The 20,566-nt window shown below is 44.5% G+C and carries 21 protein-coding genes; 17 read left to right on the forward strand and 4 right to left on the reverse strand.

Annotated elements, in window-relative coordinates:
• Positions 1-43: 43 nt before the first annotated feature.
• The 6 genes from MHB71_RS05445 (at position 44) to MHB71_RS05470 (ending at position 4,371) form a co-directional block, all read left to right on the forward strand.
• Positions 44-844 carry a segregation/condensation protein A gene (locus MHB71_RS05445; protein WP_127551006.1) on the forward strand — a complete coding sequence of 267 codons (801 nt, stop codon included), beginning with the start codon at positions 44-46 and terminating at the stop codon, positions 842-844.
• Positions 813-1,469, forward strand: coding sequence for an SMC-Scp complex subunit ScpB (gene scpB, locus MHB71_RS05450; RefSeq protein WP_127551004.1), 657 nt, complete (start codon positions 813-815; stop codon positions 1,467-1,469). The genes MHB71_RS05445 and scpB overlap by 32 nt, the downstream gene beginning before the upstream one ends.
• 189 nt (positions 1,470-1,658) lie before the next feature.
• The gene (locus tag MHB71_RS05455; protein WP_339186663.1) at positions 1,659-2,390 is read left to right on the forward strand and encodes a DUF2953 domain-containing protein; all 732 of its coding nucleotides are present in this window, start codon (positions 1,659-1,661) and stop codon (positions 2,388-2,390) included.
• 147 nt (positions 2,391-2,537) lie between these two features.
• The gene (ytfJ, locus tag MHB71_RS05460) at positions 2,538-3,020 is read left to right on the forward strand and encodes a GerW family sporulation protein (RefSeq protein WP_339186664.1); all 483 of its coding nucleotides are present in this window, start codon (positions 2,538-2,540) and stop codon (positions 3,018-3,020) included.
• Positions 3,021-3,181: 161 nt separating this feature from the next.
• Positions 3,182-3,607: a phage holin family protein gene (locus MHB71_RS05465; protein ID WP_036607828.1), complete on the forward strand. Its 426-nt coding sequence runs from the start codon at positions 3,182-3,184 to the stop codon at positions 3,605-3,607.
• Positions 3,604-4,371, forward strand: coding sequence for an N-acetylmuramoyl-L-alanine amidase (locus MHB71_RS05470; RefSeq protein WP_340029032.1), 768 nt, complete (start codon positions 3,604-3,606; stop codon positions 4,369-4,371). Before MHB71_RS05465 ends, MHB71_RS05470 begins: the two co-directional genes overlap by 4 nt.
• A 24-nt stretch (positions 4,372-4,395) precedes the next feature.
• Here the strand turns inward: MHB71_RS05470 and MHB71_RS05475 are convergent, their stop codons facing one another.
• From MHB71_RS05475 to MHB71_RS05490, 4 genes are all read right to left on the reverse strand, one after another.
• Positions 4,396-4,584: a hypothetical protein gene (locus tag MHB71_RS05475; protein WP_340029033.1), complete on the reverse strand. Its 189-nt coding sequence runs from the start codon at positions 4,582-4,584 to the stop codon at positions 4,396-4,398.
• A 180-nt stretch (positions 4,585-4,764) separates the two neighbouring features.
• On the reverse strand, positions 4,765-4,992 hold the full coding sequence (locus MHB71_RS05480; RefSeq protein ID WP_036607823.1) for a hypothetical protein: 228 nt from the start codon (positions 4,990-4,992) through the stop codon (positions 4,765-4,767).
• Positions 4,993-5,167: 175 nt separating this feature from the next.
• Complete coding sequence (locus MHB71_RS05485) at positions 5,168-5,437, reverse strand: hypothetical protein (protein WP_036607821.1); 270 nt, start codon at positions 5,435-5,437, stop codon at positions 5,168-5,170.
• Positions 5,438-5,621: 184 nt separating this feature from the next.
• Entirely contained in the window at positions 5,622-6,362 is a 741-nt protein-coding gene (locus tag MHB71_RS05490; RefSeq protein ID WP_307534725.1) for a GT-D fold domain-containing glycosyltransferase, read from the reverse strand.
• Positions 6,363-6,552: 190 nt separating this feature from the next.
• Here MHB71_RS05490 and MHB71_RS05495 point away from each other — a divergent pair, with 190 nt between their 5' ends.
• The 11 genes from MHB71_RS05495 to MHB71_RS05545 all read left to right on the forward strand — a co-directional run bounded on the left by MHB71_RS05495 (position 6,553) and on the right by MHB71_RS05545 (position 20,550).
• Positions 6,553-7,212, forward strand: coding sequence for a hypothetical protein (locus MHB71_RS05495; RefSeq protein ID WP_340029034.1), 660 nt, complete (start codon positions 6,553-6,555; stop codon positions 7,210-7,212).
• A complete protein-coding gene (locus MHB71_RS05500; RefSeq protein ID WP_076251148.1) occupies positions 7,190-8,281 on the forward strand; it encodes a glycosyltransferase in 1,092 nt (363 codons plus the stop codon). The genes MHB71_RS05495 and MHB71_RS05500 overlap by 23 nt, the downstream gene beginning before the upstream one ends.
• Entirely contained in the window at positions 8,265-8,903 is a 639-nt protein-coding gene (locus MHB71_RS05505) for a hypothetical protein (RefSeq protein ID WP_340029035.1), read from the forward strand. The genes MHB71_RS05500 and MHB71_RS05505 overlap by 17 nt, the downstream gene beginning before the upstream one ends.
• Before the next feature lie 255 nt (positions 8,904-9,158).
• A complete protein-coding gene (locus tag MHB71_RS05510; RefSeq protein ID WP_036672297.1) occupies positions 9,159-9,980 on the forward strand; it encodes a hypothetical protein in 822 nt (273 codons plus the stop codon).
• Positions 9,981-10,108: 128 nt separating this feature from the next.
• Complete coding sequence (locus MHB71_RS05515; RefSeq protein ID WP_036607808.1) at positions 10,109-10,588, forward strand: hypothetical protein; 480 nt, start codon at positions 10,109-10,111, stop codon at positions 10,586-10,588.
• 20 nt (positions 10,589-10,608) lie between these two features.
• Positions 10,609-10,941, forward strand: a complete 333-nt coding sequence (locus tag MHB71_RS05520) for a hypothetical protein (RefSeq protein WP_223199730.1) — start codon at positions 10,609-10,611, stop codon at positions 10,939-10,941.
• A 67-nt stretch (positions 10,942-11,008) separates the two neighbouring features.
• Entirely contained in the window at positions 11,009-14,851 is a 3,843-nt protein-coding gene (locus MHB71_RS05525) for a hypothetical protein (RefSeq protein WP_340029036.1), read from the forward strand.
• A 23-nt stretch (positions 14,852-14,874) separates the two neighbouring features.
• Positions 14,875-15,525, forward strand: a complete 651-nt coding sequence (locus MHB71_RS05530; protein WP_340029037.1) for an S-layer homology domain-containing protein — start codon at positions 14,875-14,877, stop codon at positions 15,523-15,525.
• A gap of 115 nt (positions 15,526-15,640) precedes the next feature.
• A complete protein-coding gene (locus MHB71_RS05535) occupies positions 15,641-16,978 on the forward strand; it encodes a hypothetical protein (protein ID WP_340029038.1) in 1,338 nt (445 codons plus the stop codon).
• Between the two features lie 15 nt (positions 16,979-16,993).
• Positions 16,994-20,134 carry a M23 family metallopeptidase gene (locus MHB71_RS05540; protein WP_340029039.1) on the forward strand — a complete coding sequence of 1,047 codons (3,141 nt, stop codon included), beginning with the start codon at positions 16,994-16,996 and terminating at the stop codon, positions 20,132-20,134.
• Entirely contained in the window at positions 20,134-20,550 is a 417-nt protein-coding gene (locus MHB71_RS05545; protein WP_036672293.1) for a hypothetical protein, read from the forward strand. The genes MHB71_RS05540 and MHB71_RS05545 overlap by 1 nt, the downstream gene beginning before the upstream one ends.
• Positions 20,551-20,566: the final 16 nt, after the last annotated feature.

Consider the following 20,566-nt stretch of genomic DNA (forward strand, 5'->3'; position numbering starts at 1 on the left):
GCTTAGCAGGGTTTTGTATTTTTCTGGCGGGAGGATTCGTCTAGTGACGGTAGTTACATACAAACTGGAGACTTTTGAAGGGCCTTTGGATCTGCTGCTTCATCTGATTGATAAGGCTGAAATTCATATCCAGGATATTCCCATCAGCGATATTACCGATCAATACATGGCGTATCTGCATTCGATGCAGGAACTGGAACTGGATATTACGAGTGAATTTCTGGTCATGGCAGCAACATTGCTGGCGATCAAGAGCAAACTTTTATTGCCCAAACCACCGGTCATTGAGGACTTCGAGGATTATGATTTTATGGAAGAAGAAGATTATGATCCACGTGCAGAGCTGATTGCACGTCTGATAGAATATCGCAAATACAAGGGAATTGCGCGTCATCTTCATGAACGGGAGTGGGAACGCAGCCTTATATTTTCCAAAGAGCCCGAGGATCTGCGCCCCTATATGCCCGTAGAAGCCCAATCGAATCCGGTTGAGGGTTTACACACCTCTGACCTGATTGCAGCCTTTCAGAAGGCGCTACGCAAGGCTGAGAAGCGCACAACTGTAACTCGAATCAAACGGGATGAGATTTCGGTTAAAGACCGGATACGGGATGTCATCGGCGCTTTGGAAAGTATGGGGCCGGGAGGCAGACTGTTATTCTCCAAGTTGATGGATGAGCATATCTATCGCCATGAGATTGTTGTCACTTTTCTGGCGGTGCTGGAACTGATGAAGATGAAGCAGATTGTCTGTTATCAGGAACGGATGTTTGAGGATATTGTTATGGAGTGGAGAGGGGAAACAAAGAATCATGGATTTTCCGAAATTGAAATCGATTATTGAAGGCCTGCTGTTTTTGTCCGGAGAAGAAGGTCTGAGTATCAAACAAATCGCCGAGATCGTCGACCAACGAGTGGAACTTGTAACGGACGCGATTGAGGAGATGATTCATGAATTTTCACAGCAGGGACGAGGTGTACAGATTCTCAAGATCGCGGGTGTAGTTCAGTTGGGCACCTTGCCTGACCACGCTGTATATTTCGAGAAACTGGCATACTCTCCCGCGCGTACGTCCTTATCCCAAGCGGCTCTGGAGACGCTGGCTATTGTAGCGTACCGGCAGCCCATTACACGGGTAGAGATTGAGGAAATCCGCGGTGTAAAATCGGAGCGGGCCATCCATACGCTTGTGAATAAGGATCTAATTATTGAAGTGGGACGAGCCGAGGCGATCGGACGACCAATTCTGTACGGAACAACCAAGTCATTCCTGGATTATTTCGGACTGGCTTCAATTAAAGACCTTCCGGAACCGGGCTTGTTCGAAGATTCCGAAAACCTGGAGGAAGAGACACAACTGTTGTTCAACAAACTGGATTTGCAACAACTGGAACCGGAAAGTGCTGATCCAACAGATGATGCAAGTCAATTTGACAATGAAGACGATAATACGGATTCTTCACTCTAATTTGCAAGCTCATCCTAACCGACACCCATCAGTGGAGTCGGTTTTTTTGCGCATTGTTTTTAGATAAATGGTGAATAAAACAGTTTCCAAACAAATATCAAATGGGATTTTTAGGTCAGACGTGAATTTTTTCCTATTCAGAGTGCCATACTAGACGAGAAAAGAATTGAGGGCTTGGAGGTAAGGCCTGTGTGGATTTGGCTTGGAGGAATCGGTTTGTTGTTCGCATTGCTGATTGCCGCAGTCCTCATCTCAAATGTTCATGTACATTTTACATTCAGTAAACATAAAAGTGATGATTACGCCAATATTAATGTTCGTCTTCTCTATGGAATTGTGCGGATTAACTATGAGATCCCGAGTATTGTTTTTCGCAATATGAAGGAAGGTTTCTTGGTCAAAACCGAACAATCCATGAATCATTCGAGAGGCGAGGCCCAGGGAAGCGAGCGGGTCAACAAACGCAAAGTCAAAAAGTGGGCTAAAGATGTGAAAATTATGCTTAGGGCAACGGACGCGCTCAAACTGTGGCTGAAGCAAACACTTACACGCGTACATATGACCCAACTGTCCTGGGCTACCCACATCGGCGTTGGTGATGCAGCATATACAGCGGTGCTGACGGGCTGGGTGTGGAGTATCAAATCCATTATTATTGGTTTTCTCACCTATCAGATCCGCTTTGATGAAACACCCGTGCTTCAGGTTATGCCGGTATGGTCCGATGAAATGGAATTTAGAACGGAGCTTGATTTCAGAGTGAAAATTCGGATTACAGCCGTTCTGATCGCTGGAGTTACACTACTCACCCGTGTGCTTCAAGTCGAAGGGGGATGGCGGATGTGGTTTAAGCTTCTTCAGGAACAGCGCCGCAGGCATAAGGAGAAACAAAAGAATAAGCTTAGTGGGACAACAGTATAAAAACCCATCATAGTCGGTCTGTTTTTGGGAATGTAAGGTTGGGATTTGGTGAGTGTATTTAAAATGCTTATTACATAAGTCCCTTCAAGTTTGGGGATGATATGGTTAGATCAAACCTAGCTTACATTGAAACTGGAGGGAATATAAATGTCAGATCATCCAATTCAAGGCTTAATGGAAACCGCAATGGAAAATATCAAGGCCATGGTGGATGTCAATACAATTGTTGGCGATGCAGTCGAAACACCAGATGGTACCGTGATTCTGCCAATCAGTAAGGTGGGATTCGGATTTGCTGCCGGTGGTAGTGATTTTCACGTTAATGGAGAAAGTGGTGGCAAAAGTGGTGCTACGGGTACCTCTGCTGAACATGCGAGTTCAGCTAAAGTAGCTTCTCCATTTGGTGGCGGTAGTGGCGGCGGTGTATCCATACGTCCTATTGCGTTCCTGGTGGTAGGTAAACAGGGGGTACACATTGTACCACTCGATAACTCCACACATCTGTTTGAGAAACTCATTGACTCCACCCCTTATGTTTTGGACCGAATTCAAGGCATGTTCCAACGGAATACAACACCAACGAATACAACAGGTGTACCAGTTACACCAGATCCATCAACCTATAGCTGAATCATTTCGTCATGATCCCTCCCGCATCCAAGCGTGAGGGATTTTTGCTGTTTGTATAGCGGATGGTGAGTGTTTTTTCGGAGGTTTCCGTATTGCATGAGACTTATGTCTATGATCCGCCTAACCTAGACATGAAATAGGTTATTAAAGGGGGAACGTTAATGCACAGAGATACCGTGTTTATGGTTTTGTTTGGCTGGCTGCTATCGGCAGTCGTGTATTTGGTAGGAGGAATTGATCACCTGTTTATTGCCGTGACCATCTTTGTGGGGCTGGATTACATCACAGGGGTACTGTCTGCATGGTATAGGAAGGAGTTATCCAGCAGGGTTGGATGGTGGGGGCTTGCTCGTAAGTCATTGACATTTGTTTTTGTCATTATTGCACATCAACTGGATATGGTTGCAGGCAATTCCAATGATTTTATGCGAGATGCAATGTTAATGTTCATCATTGGTACCGAAGGAATCAGTATTTTGGAGAACATGGGGAAACTGGGCCTGCCTGTACCGAAGTTTATCACTTCAGCACTCTTTAAGCTTCGAGGGAATGAAGATCAAGTTGAAGATAAGGAGAAGATGTCATGATACAGATCACCAAGGATTACATACCTGTTAATAAATACAGTCGGGCCGGACTTAAGTTAAAAGCGAAACGTGGAATTGTGATGCATTATACGGCTTCTCCCGGAGCGCCCGCGAAGAACATTAGCAAATACTTTGCAAGTTTGGCACAGCAGGATTCCAATAAAGCAGTGAAAGGTCGTTATGCAAGCGCGCACTTCTCGGTAGATCGAACTTCGATATATAACAGTCTACCGGATGATGAACTGGCCTACCACTGCGGGAGTGCAACATACACGAAGGAAGCTATAGCCAAACTTGGGACATATCCTAACAATAGTACAGTGGGCATTGAGATGTGCATTGAAAAGGATGGCAGTATTCATGAAGATACATTTAATAACGTTGTAGACCTCGCGGTATACCTAATCAGGGAACGGGGCTTTCCACCCGTCTTCTTCACACATAAAGAAGTGGTTGGATGGAAGGAATGCCCGCTGCCATGGATTAAACAACCAGGTGAATATGAAAGATTTAAGCAAGCAGTACATATAAAATTAAACCCACTACAAGAAGTAGCAGTCGCGGAGGATGATGATATGAATACAGTTCTGGATTATGCACAATGGGCCTGGAATGAACTTGATCAGTACATTGGAGATGCCTACAACGACAAGGTGATTGAAGATTGGGCATGGGTAGAGAAGGTACGCAAGAAGAAGTTAACCTATGGAGAGTTGCTGTTACTGAAGGTTTTAATTGATGAGCGCAGACGTAAAAAGTCCTGACCCAAAGTACATCTCAGATAGAGGTTATACCTGTCTGCTGGTTAACCAGGAGTTAAAGTGTGCTGGATCTTTCAAAAAATAAAAATGTTGTATAATCACGATATGATCAGGATACTCAAGTTCATATTGGGTCTGAATCGAGGATTCATCGACGACTCCAATAACAGCGAGTTGATTTGTTTCGATCACATGTGTTGGTGTGGGTGAGCTCATACAACCATCCTTTCGTTTATTAAGTCAGACTCAACAGGGGCGATGGAGATGTCCATAGTCCCTAGATGACCTATACGAGGCAGGATGGGGAAGGTTAAACTGATCCGTTTCAAAAAAGGTTCAAATTCAAAAAAAACCAGAACCCCACGTCGAATGTGATGTGGGGTTCTGGTTATGTAACTACTCTTTTGAGAACGTGTCCAGGGCCTCATCTGTAAGATGGAGTTCTGCGAAAGCCCTGCATATCTTTTGGAAAGATCTAATGGTATTTGTCTCATACAACATCTCAATGGGATCAAAACCTAACATGACAAGCGAATCCACAAGTTCTGTCTGATCTACTTCTGTATGGTGGAGCGCTTCAAGCATGGTTTCAATAACTGCTAAAAATAAAATGGCTTTATTCACTGTCTCGATTGGTGTCCCCTCCTTCGTAATACTACTAGAATAAGCAGAGGAGGACAGAAAATAACGAGAAATTCCAATTTCTCAGTGATGAATCTATTCAATCTAAAAGTGTGGAGAGAATAACTGGTTGTTGTAAATTAAAATCTGATGATAAGCTCTCCCTTTGTATGTAAGATTAAGCTTTTTCGTTTACTTCGTGGAGAATGGAATCAATTAATTCATCATCAATCAGAGTGCTTGCTTTTTCGAGTGCCAATAGAATACCTTGCGGTTGTTCAAAAAAGACTGTAGAGAGAATAGGGGCAACTTCATCTAAATTAATCTTCTCAGCTTTGACCATACTGATCAAGGCAACAACGATCTCATGTCCCTCTACGTTACCTTCCATAAATCTTGTTCGTAAATGAGTTGCTACTATTTCGGTCTTTGACTGCGAGTACGCCATTACATTTCCCTCCAACGGTTTGAATATCTTAGCAGAGCTCCTCTTCATGCAAGTTTAAACCAGGTTAGATTAGGAGTTATCTTAACAATAATAAGGCAGATAGTTTAAATTATCAACAGCTACTAAGTCAATAAAATCGGATTTGGAATCATAGTTTTATCCAGCAAAAAAGACCCGGAGAGGGTCATTTTTTGGGTCTGCCTTCCCAATAATCAGGAAATCCGTTGTAATCCCATGCGTTCAGATTTTCGCTGTCGGCTTGAATGGCAACATCTGCTCCGGAACCAAAGTCAACACCTACGGTTTGCAGTTCTTTGGCTTTAATAACCAGTACCTTGCCGGGTGCACCTGCACACACCAGAGCAAGCTTCCACGGTGTCTGTTGGTAGATATGTTCCATTTGTTTGGATGCTGTGCTCACATGAGACCACGAGGGGCAGTCCACCGTTCCCACGATGCTTGTCCACCCGTATCTCCGCTCCAGAACTTCTCGATATTGCTCGGCCTTGGCTCCGCAGATCAGAATAGGCATGGTCTTGAATGTTTCGTAGAATAACTTGAATCGGGCGATGTAATTATTCTCAAAAGCATAGAAGGTCTCTCTGGGCTCAACTTTGTAATATGCAAGGCACATATCGAATAACGGCTTGAAATACCAGTGATCTGTCTGGATCAGATGTCCGACGTAATCCGCTTTTCGCAGGCAGTGTACGATAATTTCTCTCGCACTTGCATTGGGTAAGGTTATCCCGCAATAGGTAGGATCGTTCAACCAGCCGTAGTGAGACTTGATGAAATCCATAGTCAGAACGGTATCGTGGGCCAGAATGGTGTTGGAAGCATCCCCAAATCGGACAGAAGCATGGGCTTCTCCATCAGAGGCCATTTGGAACCAGTTGTGGATTAGTTCTACACTCCCCAGCATGCCTGTCACCTTCTTCCCATGTGTGAATAATAGTTTCTTTGGTATACATATTCATCAACTCCTTCTGTACTAGAATAGGAAAAATGCTTCGTTCTCTCTCTTCTTTTGAGGAATCACTCCTTTTTTGTTCAATGTGCGAAGGTTATTGAGCAACAGTCTAGACTATGTAAAAAGGGAGAGGGGATGGACTGTGAAAAACGTATTTATAGGTAGTCCTGTACGTAATCGGGCTTGGATTATGGAACGGCACTTGCAATCACTTGAGCAACAAGCAGTGCAGAAGCATTATATGTACATCCTGAATGATAGTGAAGATCAGACGGAGCATATCCTTGATTGTCATCAGATTCCTTATCTGACTCATAATCTGGGGAGAACATATGGTCATATACGTGGACAATATTCCTATCACAACCTGGCGTTGTTGAGGAATATGCTTCTGGATGAGTTTCTGAAATCGGACTGTGATTATCTGTTCTCAATTGATACGGATATCATCATTCCTGAGGGTAGCCTACGGCAGTTAATGGATAATGACAAAGATATATGCGCAATGCTTATACGGAATCACCCAAAATTGAAGGCTCATAATGCCATGATCGGCGGAAAACATATACCTGAATTCAAAGCGGGTTTGTTCCCGGTAGAACTGACAGGTGCCGTATATTTTATTAAGCGTGAAGTGATCGAAGCAGGGGTTCGATATGGTTCCCATCCAACAGGTGAAGATGCACCATTCTGTGAGCAAGCTAGAAGATTGGGATTTCAATTGTTTGTAGATACTCGGTTGCGTCCCGTTCATGCCTATGCGGAAGGGGTGGAGTTGATTGCTCAATTGGCTGCTTCGTAGAAAACAACGAGAAAATCCGGTTTTTGAAAGTATAGAAATGACCATTGTCTACCCGCCCGCACTTGACTGGAACCTCTTGTTCCAACGTCCTCAGCAATTGATGACCGCCTTCTCTAATATTCCAGGTATAAGGGCTATCTTTATCAATGAAGAAACGTACAGAAAGCAGACCCGCCCGATTGAAAAGTTAAATGAGGATCTGTTCCTTGTGCAAAAAGGTGTGAACTACGATCACCTGGTGAAAGGAAAGAAGGTACTCTGGTTCTCGAATCCAGGTCAGTACAATTATTCGGATGGACGGAAGTTTGATTTTACCGTATTTGATTACCTTGATAATTCGGCTGATGAGTTTGCTGTGTGGAAATCCTACATCCCGAAATGTTTCGACCGTGCAGATCTTATTGCCACGACTGCCAAGGTGATGTACGAGGCACATAAACATGACGGCAAACCAATCTTTATGTGCCCTAACGGGGCAGATTACCAACATTTTGAGAAAGCGCGGGCAATTCTGCCCAAACCGGCGGACTTCCCCGATGTTCATGATGGGCAAAAGATTGTGGGTTTCCACGGTGCAATGGCATCGTGGGTGGATTATTCGCTGATTACCGCTATTGCAGATAAAGGTTATCGTGTTGTTTTGATTGGAAACAATGCCCTCTATCAAAAAAATATTGTGCATCCCAGTGTGACTTGTCTTCCGCACAAAGATTATAAAGTGCTTCCCGCCTACATTGCTCAATTCGATGTCTGTATCGTGCCATTCAAGCTGACAGAGATGATCCGTGGCTGCGATCCAATCAAGTATTACGAATATTTGTCAGCGGGCAAACCTGTGTTGACAACGCGTATGGAGGAAATTGTTCATAAGTACAGCGATGTAACTTACTTTATGAATCAGCATAATTGCGGGGTGATGTTGGAGAAAGCGATTCGTGAGAATAGTGCTTCCAAAATTGCGGCAAGAGTAAGGGTGGCTAAGTCTAATAGCTGGGATGGCAGGGCAATGGATGCCGTGAAGATGATTAATCAGGTCATAGGAGGTATGAGAAATGAGAAAGATATTTAAACGAATGTTTGGTAGCCAATCGACTACACCGACAATTGAGCTTGAAGAAATAGAGATTGACGCGACGGAGTTCAATGTTACGACCTACACCCCAAACACGGATACAACGATTGTATATCTGCCTGCGATCGATTTCCATAGTGAACGATTCGGGCGTCGACCACAACGGCTGTTAAAAGCACTCGCGGAAGTAGGCTACAATGTAATATATATCAACTCCAGTGATGAGTTCTATCAGGTAGATGCCTTGGAGTATCCCCATCCGGAGCTTCCAAACTTTGTCGTAGCCCGTGTGGGCCATAATGTCCGTACGCTGTTTCAAGGTGATCGCGTAATCTATTGGGTGAACGATAGTCGGCTGGCAAGTTCTGTCGAGACAGCCTATCCTGATCTGGTCGTATTTGATTCGTTGACCGATCCGGATCAGTACGAGAAGCACAAACACAAGATGGAAGCTGTTGCTGACGTTGTCTTCATTACACCCGAGAGAATCTATGAGCATGGCAAATACTGCTCACATGTTCATCTGGTTACTGCCGATGAATTTGAGATCAAGGAACGTGCGGAACAGGTAGCGCAAATTATAGATGCTTTGCCAAACAGAATGGCCCCTCTAATGTAGGGGTCTTTACTTTGATCGTATATAGGCCTTTTCCTTTTCCAAAGATGACGGGGCTAATCGTGCTTCAATATATTTCGTTTACATTATCGTTAGGGATTGAAGATAGCGTTCTACACTATAAAAAGCAGAGACGGCGAACAGCCAGACGGGTTAAACGAAATGGATCTCCCGATCATCAAGTCAATTAACCTGATCCCGGCTTAAGCAAGTCTCCGTAGCTAAAATTACATACTATCCTAAGGAGTGGACTGTTCAATGGCTAAAAAAATGATTATCAAAGGTGTAGGTACGTTTATGGCTAAACGCCTTCCAAAAGATCCGATGGGCGAAATTGAGGTAGTTACCCTGGGTACCCTGCAAGATCTGAAAATTGACCTTAACGTGGAGCTTGAGGACATCTTTGGTGGTGACGGTCTGTTCGCCATTGATGTACTGGTGAAGTCCAAATCGATTGAAGTGTCGGCAACAGATGCCAAATTCGATCTGGATGCGATCCAGCTGATGATGGGTTCAACGGTACAAGAGCAAGTGAAGTCTTATGTATGGGTGCTGAATGAGCAGTCTACAGTGGCTGCAGGCGTATCCAATTCTGGATTTGCGGAAGCCAAACCGAAGCATGCGAGTGATATCTATGGAAGTAACGGTGACATTACGGTTCGTCTCAAAGATTCCAACACGTTGCTGAAACAACTCACTACTAAAGGAACAGCCGTGGAACCCAATGCGTTCTTCTACGACGAAGCGAACGGTGTAGTCATCCTGAATGCGTTCCATATCGGTAAAGAGATTGTGTTGAACTACAAGCGAGATCAAATTGTAGACATGGTTGATCTGTTGGTTGACGAAGTACCATTCCCGATCTCTGTCATTCATCACGGTACGTTCCAGCAAAAAGATGGTTCGTATGCAGGGGTTGAAACCGAGTTGTACATGTGCCGTGCAAAAGGAACATTCAGCATCAATGCCCAGCGTGCTGCCGCTTCTGCATCTGCAATCTCCTTGCAGATTCTTGATCCTGAACGTGCTGACGGAAAAATCGGCAGTATCAAACGCTTCAGCGCACCAAGCAAGATCTAATATCTAAATAAGGTTGATTGCTCCTGGCAAGGTATCAAACGGCATCTGTGTCCTCCCCTTCACAGAGCCTTGCCTTGCCAGGTTTTTTATTATATGGGGGAGAATGTCCTGGGGAGGTCTTTAAATTCATGGAAACAGAACAAGAAAAATCCGAGCGTGAGCTTGCGGAAAAGCTAAATGAGGAAGCGGCGAAACGAATCAAAGATGATCCAGAAAACAAACGGGTGACTCCGGAGGAAGTGGAAGCTGCTGAGCGTGCATTCTTTGAAGATGATGAGATTATTACGCTGCGGGATCGACGGAAATATCGTATTCCGCCATGTAACCTGAAGGATGCCCGCCGTCTGATGAAGTTGCTAAAAACGGTGAATATCGATGCCATTATTCTTAACTTCATTCCGACTGAGAATGATGAACTGGATGAAAAGCGGCAGCAGGATTTATTTGATGTATTGGCAATGGCATTCAAAAACTATCCACATATCGTGACGAAAGATGAGCATGGTGAGTATATCATCAATCGAGAATATCTGGATGAGTACCTTGATCTGAACACAGCTCGCAAAGTCATTGATATGCTCATTGGACTCAATGGTTTAAAAAAGTAGAACGCACCGAGGGGGAGTCTTTGGAGGGAACCGAAATCCGTGATACGGAAACACAGGAACCTGTTCACTGGGGAGAAATCTTTTTCACCCTCCATAAACACTGTGGGCTGAACAAGTGGGAGATTTGGGAGTACACACTCCCTCAGGTTGCGGAGCTATGCAAGTCAGCCGAAAAATATATTCAATTTGAGGTTGAACTTATGACAGCACCTCTTCGCATGTTCGGTGGCGGTGGGGGCGAGGAAGTTGAAGAAGATGGGACCGTCAGACGTAAAAGAACCTTCAATGACGAGGATTACACGGAGATATCAGAAGATGATATCGGTATGCTTGCACAAGCGCTCGGAGGATAAGAGAGAGATGTCCCGTTTTGCCTAAATGAAGGTAGAACGGGATTTATGCATAAAGGCGGTGATTCTTTTGACTGAAACAGAAGGACAAGGAGATAAACATTCCTTAACACAAGAAATATTAACAGATATGGATCAATTAACTGGACAAAATACAGCGCTGAAAGGAAGCTACCTTTCGGGTGTTAACACATTGGTTAGACGAGTGGAGACAATCAGAAGTGATATGCAGTCGGAAATGATTGAAACACTGACTACCGATTTGGAGCACTTTTATCGTGGAGCGTTCAGTGAAATGAAGGGTGTGTCTGCAGCTGGCTCACAGGGGTTGATAGACTCCGTGATGAATACGATGAAATATATTTCAGTGGGTGAAACCAAGGGGTATTCATCAACATTACTTAAGAAATCCCTTGACTCGTCGCAGCAGATGGATCAACAGATAAGCCGGGCCGACCAGAATTTGGAGCTTAGATCGTCTGGGACAACAAATGACAGTGGGCAATTCACACAAACCGGAACGGTCAAAAATCTGCAACGAATTGCACTGCAACATGGTATGGATCAGGAAGATGTAGGTCTTGCGTATCGCATTGGTTCTCGTAATTATGATCATGCATCTGAAGCTGCCGCGTTTGCTGAAGAAGTAGCCAAGCTACATTCAGTGGGCAATATGGATGTAGAACAGACGGCAACAGGTCTGGAAGCTGTTACTTCGGCATGGGGAAGCAATAGCTTTGATCTGTCCCAAGTCACAGACATGATGATTAGAGCTTCAACGATGTTGGATATTGGCATTCAGGACTTGATGGATATGATGCGCCAGACCCTTCCAATGGATGGTAACCCTGATGGAACGCTTGCACAAGAGGATGCATTAGCCAACTGGATTAGCAAGGCTGGATTGTTGGTTCAGTCAAAAGGAGATCATCCTCAGCAGGGCTTTGCATCGAATCGAGTTAGATTCGATCTTCTTGCTGAACAAGTGAAGGCTACGGATGCAAACGCGTCGATCCATCAGCGCACCGGTAGTAGAGACAACCTTCAATTCCGACAACGAGAGATCGAAATCGCATTTCAGATTGCAACACATGAGGCTATGCAAGGGTTGAAAGAGGAATTTGCCGAGCTGGGCGATTATCTTATCGCAGTCATGCGGTTAATTGGTGATCGTACGGGTGGCATTGTTGATCATATGGAATTGCTTAACCGAATTATGGATGAAGTCGGTGTTCAGGTTGCGTGGGATAAGTTCGGTGAAGTGATGAATGAAGGCGATCAGAAACGATACGGTGATAAGAATGCGGATCCAGGGAAAGTCGAAAATACGGGGAGCGATGTTCCCGAGTCACTTCGAGTCATGGATGTGCAACGTGCTGGTGTAGCGCAAGAAATGGGCAGACAGCAGAGTCGTCTACAGACTCTGGATCATCGCAGAACAAAAATTCAAAGTAGGGCCGCCTCCAAGCAAGATGATGTACTTCAGGCCCGGACTAACCGAGATCATCAACATAAAATGTACAATCAGGCTATACAAGATGGGGATACAGCGGCTTCTTCCATTCATGCAGAAGAACGTGACGAAGCTGAGAAGCGAGTCAAAACGTATAGTCGAGAACTTCTTCTGTTGCGAGAAGAAATGCATTCACTCGATATTCAGATTGCAAAGACGAAGCGAAGCCTTGAGTTTCTAGGGCGAGAGTTGGATGACACGAGTAGAGCAATGATGCAACTTGAACACCAAGCTAGAGTTTTGATGATGGCGATGGATGACATGGACCTCGATGCGGTTGAACTACGAAATAAGTTGTATTTCCTTAATGCTGAGTTTACATACGGTTCAACCGATGTTCAACGGTACGAATCCGAGATCCAGAAGCTGCGTAAACAGTCAACTCTATTGAATGACGTTCTCTCCACATTGAGAACCGAAGTCAATGAGTTAAATGCTTCTTTTAGACAAGGCATGATCGATGCTACAGCATACATATCCAAACTGAAGGAACTTGAACAGGTTCAGCTCGCGAGTATGATGAGTGGTCCAGGAGGATTGTTAGTTGTTCCAGGTGCAGGAAGTGGTGGATCCCCTGTTAAGGATGACAAGGAAGATTCAGCAAACAAACCTTTTTTAGAGAGACATCAAGATTTTATCAATGACGTAATTAAGGATATGGCTAAATCAAAGATTGAGGAAGTTATGGATTTTGGTTCAGACAAGAAGAAGAAGGACAAGCCGAAGCGACGAGGGATAAAACAGAGATTCGAAGATATGAAAGAAGTCGGTAGTAAAAAAGCATTTTTTAACGGTCATGCACCTATTCGTGACAAGGATGGGAACGTACTAAGAGGTCCGGATAAACCTGATGGAACCCCTGGAGATATCCTTACCCAACGTGATATTACAAGCGAGCGTAAGAAAAAAGGAGACATTCCAGGGAAATTAGCAAAGCTCGGCAAGTTCGGTAAGTCTATACTGAAACCCCTAAAAGCCGTTCCTTATCTTGGGGCTGCCATGACTGCTGTGGATGTAGTGTCCGGTCTTGTTGATCCGCTGAGTAATATGGGTAAGTCAGAAGCGGAGAAGCAAAGTATTCGTGCAACAAATAAAGAGGAACTGGCCAAGGATTTTAAAGATATGGAGCAGTCTTCAGTTGTAGGTAAAGTGTGGAAAGGCCTTAACCTTGGAATGGATGCAGTTGTTAAGGGAGGAATCAGCAGCCTATTTGGTAACAATGCAACGAATAACAAGTTCGGGGACTACTGGAAGGGATTTAAGGCGGTATGGAGCGAAGACGGCGGAGATGCAGTTGAGAAGAAACTGGGCAAGGAATACAACTATAAGCAGGAGAAAAAAGAAGCCCAGATTCAAATGGATAAAGAGTCTGGAAAACCGCCTGGGGACAACAAACAACAACCGCAGATACAATACATTCAACCTCAAATGCAGTATATTCCTGCTGCGGGTGGAATAGGAACTATTGCTAACGGTTATAGGCCACAGCCGCAAAGCAATGGTATTGATGAAATGATCGCCAAGATTAATCGGCAGCTTAACAAATCGACAAGTGATAACGAAACCAATTACCAAGTCACTCGATCCCGTCTGTTGATTAGTGGTGTTCGCGAAGATTCTGGTCAGATGCGCGCGCTAATGGAGAAATATTTGCAAGAGAATATCAAGTTCTTCGATAAGGCCATTGCAAGTTTACAGAAGACATACAACAAGATGGCTGAAGGTAAGGATAAAGATGAACTGGGCCTGGAGATCAATGAGAAGAAACAGCAGAAGGCACAATCAGAGCTTGAACTGAATGGTGTTAAAAACAGCCAGATTGATGAGCTTAGACGCAAGATGAATGATCAGTTTGAGTTGACGCAGTTGGATTATGATAAACGAATGTATGATCTTCTTGCGGCTAATGGGGGTAAGGAAGATGCACCAGAATTAATTGCATTGAACAAATCCCGTGCATCTGAAATGAACTCACAAATAAGTTCGATCAAGCAAGATTGGAAGAATCTGCTGAATAGTGGTGTGTTTAAACCGGGCTCGGATGAATATATGCAGATTTTTAAACAAATCCAATCATTGGGTGTAGAACAGTCCAAAAATTTGTATGAAATTAGCAAAAAAATGGATAAACCGATATCTTCATTCAACATTCCAGCAGGTCTTAAGGTCATGGATTACTTTGACTACATGACGACGAACAATACACATAAAAGTGTGATGGTTGGCTCGGGGGATGTTACGGTTCATGTGAACATCGATAATATGACAGGCAGCACAAAAGATGTGGAGAGACTTACATCTACGTTGGACAAGACACTACGGCAGAACAGTCCTGGTATTGCAAACCGAATGGCCAGCAATGTTGGTGCGGGAATGGGAAGTAATCATATCCCCAGATAAAATAGGTAAGGAGGGCATCTGATATGACGCAGCAAGACCCGTTTGGCTTAGTTAATGACCGGTATAAAAGAAAGCTGTATATAGATACAGGCATGAAGTTTGAGCCAGTGAACGGAAGAATTATTGATCCGTACTCTTCACCTTCGCCCAATCCGCAAGTGAGGGAAATTAAAATGATTAATGCTCCCTCGCATTTTCATCAGATGGGCGTGTCTTCGTACAAGGCCATCATTAACATCCTGTTTAAAGATAAGCAATCCTATCACGACTACGCGATGTACGTAGGCTGGACACACAAATTTTATGATGAGAAGGGTAATATCTATGTTGGTGTTGTAGAGTCCATCAAAGTTGACCCTATTTTCTACCATCAGGATACGATGGATAAAGATCAGAAGGGGTACAAGGTCGAATTGACCATGACCCTTATCAAAAAAGATGGATATGACCGTAAGAGTGCAATACAGTTTCAGGATTTACAGACGACAGAAGGCAAGGACCACTGGGCAAGAGATTCCATTGAACGCTTGGCTGATTTGGGGCTGACGGTTGTAACACAATTGGATGGCACCCCAATTCTATATTTCAGACCGGAAAACTTCATAACCAGAGCAGAGTTTGTTACTTTCCTGATGCGAACCAAGCGTCTGCTGGAACGAACAATTCGAGAGTAGGGTGACCTACTCTCTTTTCTGTCTATTCTAAAGATAGGAGGTGTTTATCATACGAAAATGGGTTGATGTAAACGAAGGGGACTGGTTCTATAACGATGTCATGGAAGCCACGAATATGGTTTTGGAAGATGGTGAAGTTTTTGTTGCCGGGATCAACTACAACAAGTTTGAGGAAGGCAAGCCTTTTGTATATGAGGAAATCAAGGGGAAAGCGGGGCAAACCTCATTTAGTCTGCCTGTGCTGATTAAACCAACAGATGACAATCCACTGTATGTGTTTATTGACGGTGTTCAAACGATCTACCAAACGGCTGAAACCAATAGTAAGGGATTAACCGATGTGGAGTTGTATACCGGTGTGAAAGCAGGTCAGGTGGTGTCCTTCTGTAGTTATGGAGAACCGTTGCTAGACAGTGCTTGGAAAAGGCCACCCGTGTCCTGGACTGGAGATCTGCCTAGAGCTGTACTTAGTGCAGCGACGACCTACTTCTACGATCCATTCAGTCGTAATCATCAGGAATATTTGTATGCAGCAGGCCAACCGCTTCGCAGACTCAGTATTCCTTCCGAGGTATGGGCAGACACCATGGGAGATGCCGCGGCGGTAACCAAAATTGCAACAAAGGCTATTGGTTACCGAACGGATGTATATTGTGTCAGCCCAGGGGGCTCGGTGTTTCTTCCTTTTAATCTGAACGGTGTCACCTGCAAGTTCAATTATTGGACAAAGAATAACAAGTTCATGAGTGAAGATATCAAAGCGACAACCCTCAAACCAGCATACAACAATTGTTTCTTTCCTAATGCCATTATACAGCGGGGAGAAGCCTTTCATCTGATTAATAAGTTACGCAAGGTGTTCTATGCCAGATTTACGGACATGAAAGCACCAACGACAGGTATTAATCAACCTATTACGGCATTTCAGGGACAACGGGTTTTTAGACTTAACGGCAATTATCCGGCAGGTAAAAAGAAACTTAAAATTACAGTGAAATTCAAAGACGAAAAAAAAGATAAAGTCCAAGAAACACCGGCTTATTCGGAAATTGACAACCATACGGTTGTCTTCAATCAACCTTTCTCAGAAGGCGACGAAGTGACGTTCTATTATCTCAAAGATGTGAGCGAGAGGTTCGCAGACGTCGGCAAAGATTCGGCCATTTATTATCGGGACAAAAAGGAGCGAGTTGTACAGAACAAGGATGCCTTCTGGAAAATAGCTGTCTCGGAAATGGAAGACGAAACATTTGCGAACAATGATCCACTAATTGCTGGCATTCCGATCAATAACAAGCTGGATGGTGCAGCGATAGTAACAGATATGGGGAGACCTACAAATGGCACAGAACAGGCAGAGGTATGGTTCCTTGGGAATTCCGCTATGACCCGGGCTGAAGCCGTAGCTTTCCTGGACCGATTCATGAAGTGGACCATCGAGCGATTCAAGTAAGGGGGAGATTACAATATGATTCCAATTTCGGATGAGGTTATGAATGTGCTATCCCAGCGTCTGAAGCTGGGGGAAGGAGCGCTTCCCAATATCCGGGTCGAAGTAGATCGGCTGGCATTTATCCCGGGACGGACAGAAGAGTTCAGGCATATCGTAACCGAGCAGGTACCCATCATCAGTACAGAATCCGTTTGGGTGGATGAGTCGAGTAATGGTATATATAACGGTTCGACTCAAGCGAATGCTCAGGAGATTTTTTTTCCGGTTAAGGGTAAAACGATTGATAGTATTACAGTTACAGATAATTTTGGCTCTCCTCGTGATAAAGGTACAAGAATTCATAAAGGTATTGATTTGTTTGATGAGATTGGAACGCCGATTTTGGCTGCATGGGCTGGAAAGGTTGTTCGAATATCCTATAGTAAAACAAAGGGTGCTGGTAATGCCGTAAATATAAGACATGCAAACGGTGTAATCACTAAGTATTTCCATTTAAAAGAGATACTCTGTTCGGTGGATGATGAAGTAGCTCAAGGGGCTGTCATTGGAACACTAGGCAATACGGGTGGCGTATATACCGGTGGTCATAAGGTGTCTGCGGCTGAACGTGCGGTGGGCAAGGGACGACATCTACATTTTGAAATTTGGGAAGGAGTCAATCCAACAACGAGAACTGGAGAAGGTGGTAAGGCAGTTAATCCTCAATTGTATTTCAAGGGACAGCGCAAGTTGCACGGAAATGCGAAAACAACATTTACTGATATAAAGCCGGTTCAGGTCGAAGGATATCCTGGAGAGATCAAACTGAATGAGAAGTTCGACAAGCGAAACTGGCATGAGAAAAACGTTTATACAATCGGATTGAAATTTTCGGATTATGCCAAGATTGAATCGGGCTGGACTATGTTTGATTCAGGAGGCAAGTTGCTATACACCTTTGAAGGCAAAGCTGCCGTAGCTGAATTTGAGATTAACGTTACGAAACTGAGTATGCCTACGCAAGGGCTGCTTAGTATTGGAATGGGGACTAATTTTAGTGAAGTGGAAGGGGATTCTTTCGCTGTGGTGATTGATGGTAAAACGTATGCCTTTGTCAATAAGTTTAACGGGGCATATGATCTGACCAAACTCACGGAATTGAATAATATTGTGATCCCTGCAAAAGCCAAGAGTATCAAGATTAAGGTGACCTATGGGGGCAAACAAAACCCCACTGTCCCAACCGGGTCTGTTCCTGCTTCGAGTAAGAAGTATAAAAAATTCGCCATTGATTATATTCGCATACAAGAGTTGTTACCTGCTCCGTTGAAGAATCAAAAGAGTGAAGAAGGGCTCGATCCGTCTAAAGGATATTATCAAACGAACAGCTACGGAGATTTTATCAATAATAGAAGGACAGAGACGGATGTTATTCAGGTCGGGTCTTTTGTCTATATGGACACGCAGGTTCTTCCAAATATTATTAGTGCCGAAATCGATGATCAGTTTGATTCTGAAGCCAGGGAAGCACGGCTGACCATCTCCAATCCGAGAGGATTCTTCTCCCCGGATTATAATCCTGCTCATTTTCCTGAGCTTGGGGGTGTGCCGTCTCCATGGTCTTATTTCGCAAACGGATTCCATATCGGGGTGCTGAGTGAAAATACACCGATACGCATATATATGGGATATGGTCAGCACATGATGCGGGTATTTACTGGACTGATTGACAAGGTGGACATCAATGGCGAAGGCTCCACGCTGGAGATTACGGCCCGAGATATGTACAAGCGCATTATCGAGAAAGTCATTTCCGAGAAAAAAGCTTATCCAGAAGTAGATGAGATTGATAATGTGCCAGATCCGGTGCCGCCTGCAGCAGTTGGCACGGACCGGACATCATCCATAATTCAGGCCGCACAGGCCCAAGCTGCAGCGTATGGTGTACCTAATCATAAGTTTTTGCTTGCGATATGCAGGCACGAGACCGTTCTCGGAACACAAGGTAAGGGTAAAGATGAGAACGGCAGCTTTATTCTTGGATATGGCTGTCCTAGTGAGGGGCCGTGTACTGAGAAATACGCAGGTATTCAGGAGCAAATGAAGCGCGGAGCAGAACGGATGTCCAAGGCGCTGGCGTCCAGAGGGAAAAAAGTGAGTTCCAAGGCGGATGTACTTTATTTCCATAATGGTGGAGACATTGCTCCCATGACCTGGAGTCAAGATCGGGAGAATTGGGTGGACAAGGTATGGACCTATTATCAGGAGATGCTCGCAGACCCGGCAAGCTGGACCATTACAGCAACCTCCACTCCGGCAGTTAATCCAACACCCGCTCAGCCTGTGGAGCTTGAAAAGCCGGCCTGGGTCAAATCTACGGTAGTACTAGATCTCGTTAAACATGCAGGTATGGTGGGTTGGCGGGCTACCAGTGAGGATCGCTCTTATCCTGACTACGTGATTGACGAGACCTATCTGATTGAGGTAAATCAGAAGACGGGTAGGGTCATTGTCCCCGTACCGGGTCAAGAAGGTGAGTTTGAAGTCAAGGATGCAAGTACAGTACTGACACCGAATGGATGGCTTAATCCATTTATCGAGGAATATGGCAGGACGTTTGAGCAATGGTCAAGCAAAGTTACGGAAGCCGTTCAGGAAGTGATCTCGGAGATTCCGTATCGAAGCTACTGTGACCGTTATGGTACATACCGATTGGAGCGCCTGAATTATGACAAACCGGTCGTGGCAGAGTTTTCCGAGAATGACAATCTGATCTCCATTACCAAATCCACGGATTGGTCCAGAGGAAGAAGTCACATCGTTGTTATCGACTCGAATAGTAGTCAGAGCAGTTTCGTGGACAAGGAGATTTTGCTTGAACTCAAAGGAGAAATCCGAACCATGGTGCTGGCCGTTCCTTGGGCGAAGACGGTTGAAGCCAAGAGACAGGTGGCAGAACGAGCTTTTTTTGATATGAAACGGATGTGCCGTACGCTACAGGTGTCCATTCCTGCGAATCCTGCGCTTGATCTGCTCGACAACGTCATTGTGACGGATAAAACGACCACCACACGAGCTGTATATACGATTAAGAGTATTAAAACCAGTTATTCGGTCGACCGTGGCATGTTACAGGTCATTGATATGATGTGGGCAAGAAAGGGAGTGATGGTGTAATGGCCGGCATTGTGAATGAAAATATTGTATTTCCCGTGCTGGATCTAATCCACCGGGAGCTTCGCAAATATAGCAGTATCTCCAATTCGAATGTTTCTCCCCTTGAAGGTGAACCTTCCGTTACATTATATCGGGAGCACATACAGGACCCGGACAGGGTGACTGGAGCAGACCTCTTGTATGAATCGGCATGGAAGGTTTCGATCTGGATGAAGTTTGGCTCAGAGGATGAGGAAGACTTTCCTTCCGGAGTGGGCTATTCCCACCCGGATTATGATTATTACAAGTATTTCAGGTTAACGCAGGTGACGGCCCGTACATATGATCCGAGTGGAGAGTCGATGTTCACTTACAATATTGGTCTAAATTATGATGACGAAGGACGCTTAACTGGAACGAGCGTAAGTCGTATATAACATGTAGGAGGTGGTT

The organism is Paenibacillus sp. FSL H7-0940 (genome assembly GCF_037979415.1).
Taxonomy (GTDB): domain Bacteria; phylum Bacillota; class Bacilli; order Paenibacillales; family Paenibacillaceae; genus Paenibacillus; species Paenibacillus amylolyticus.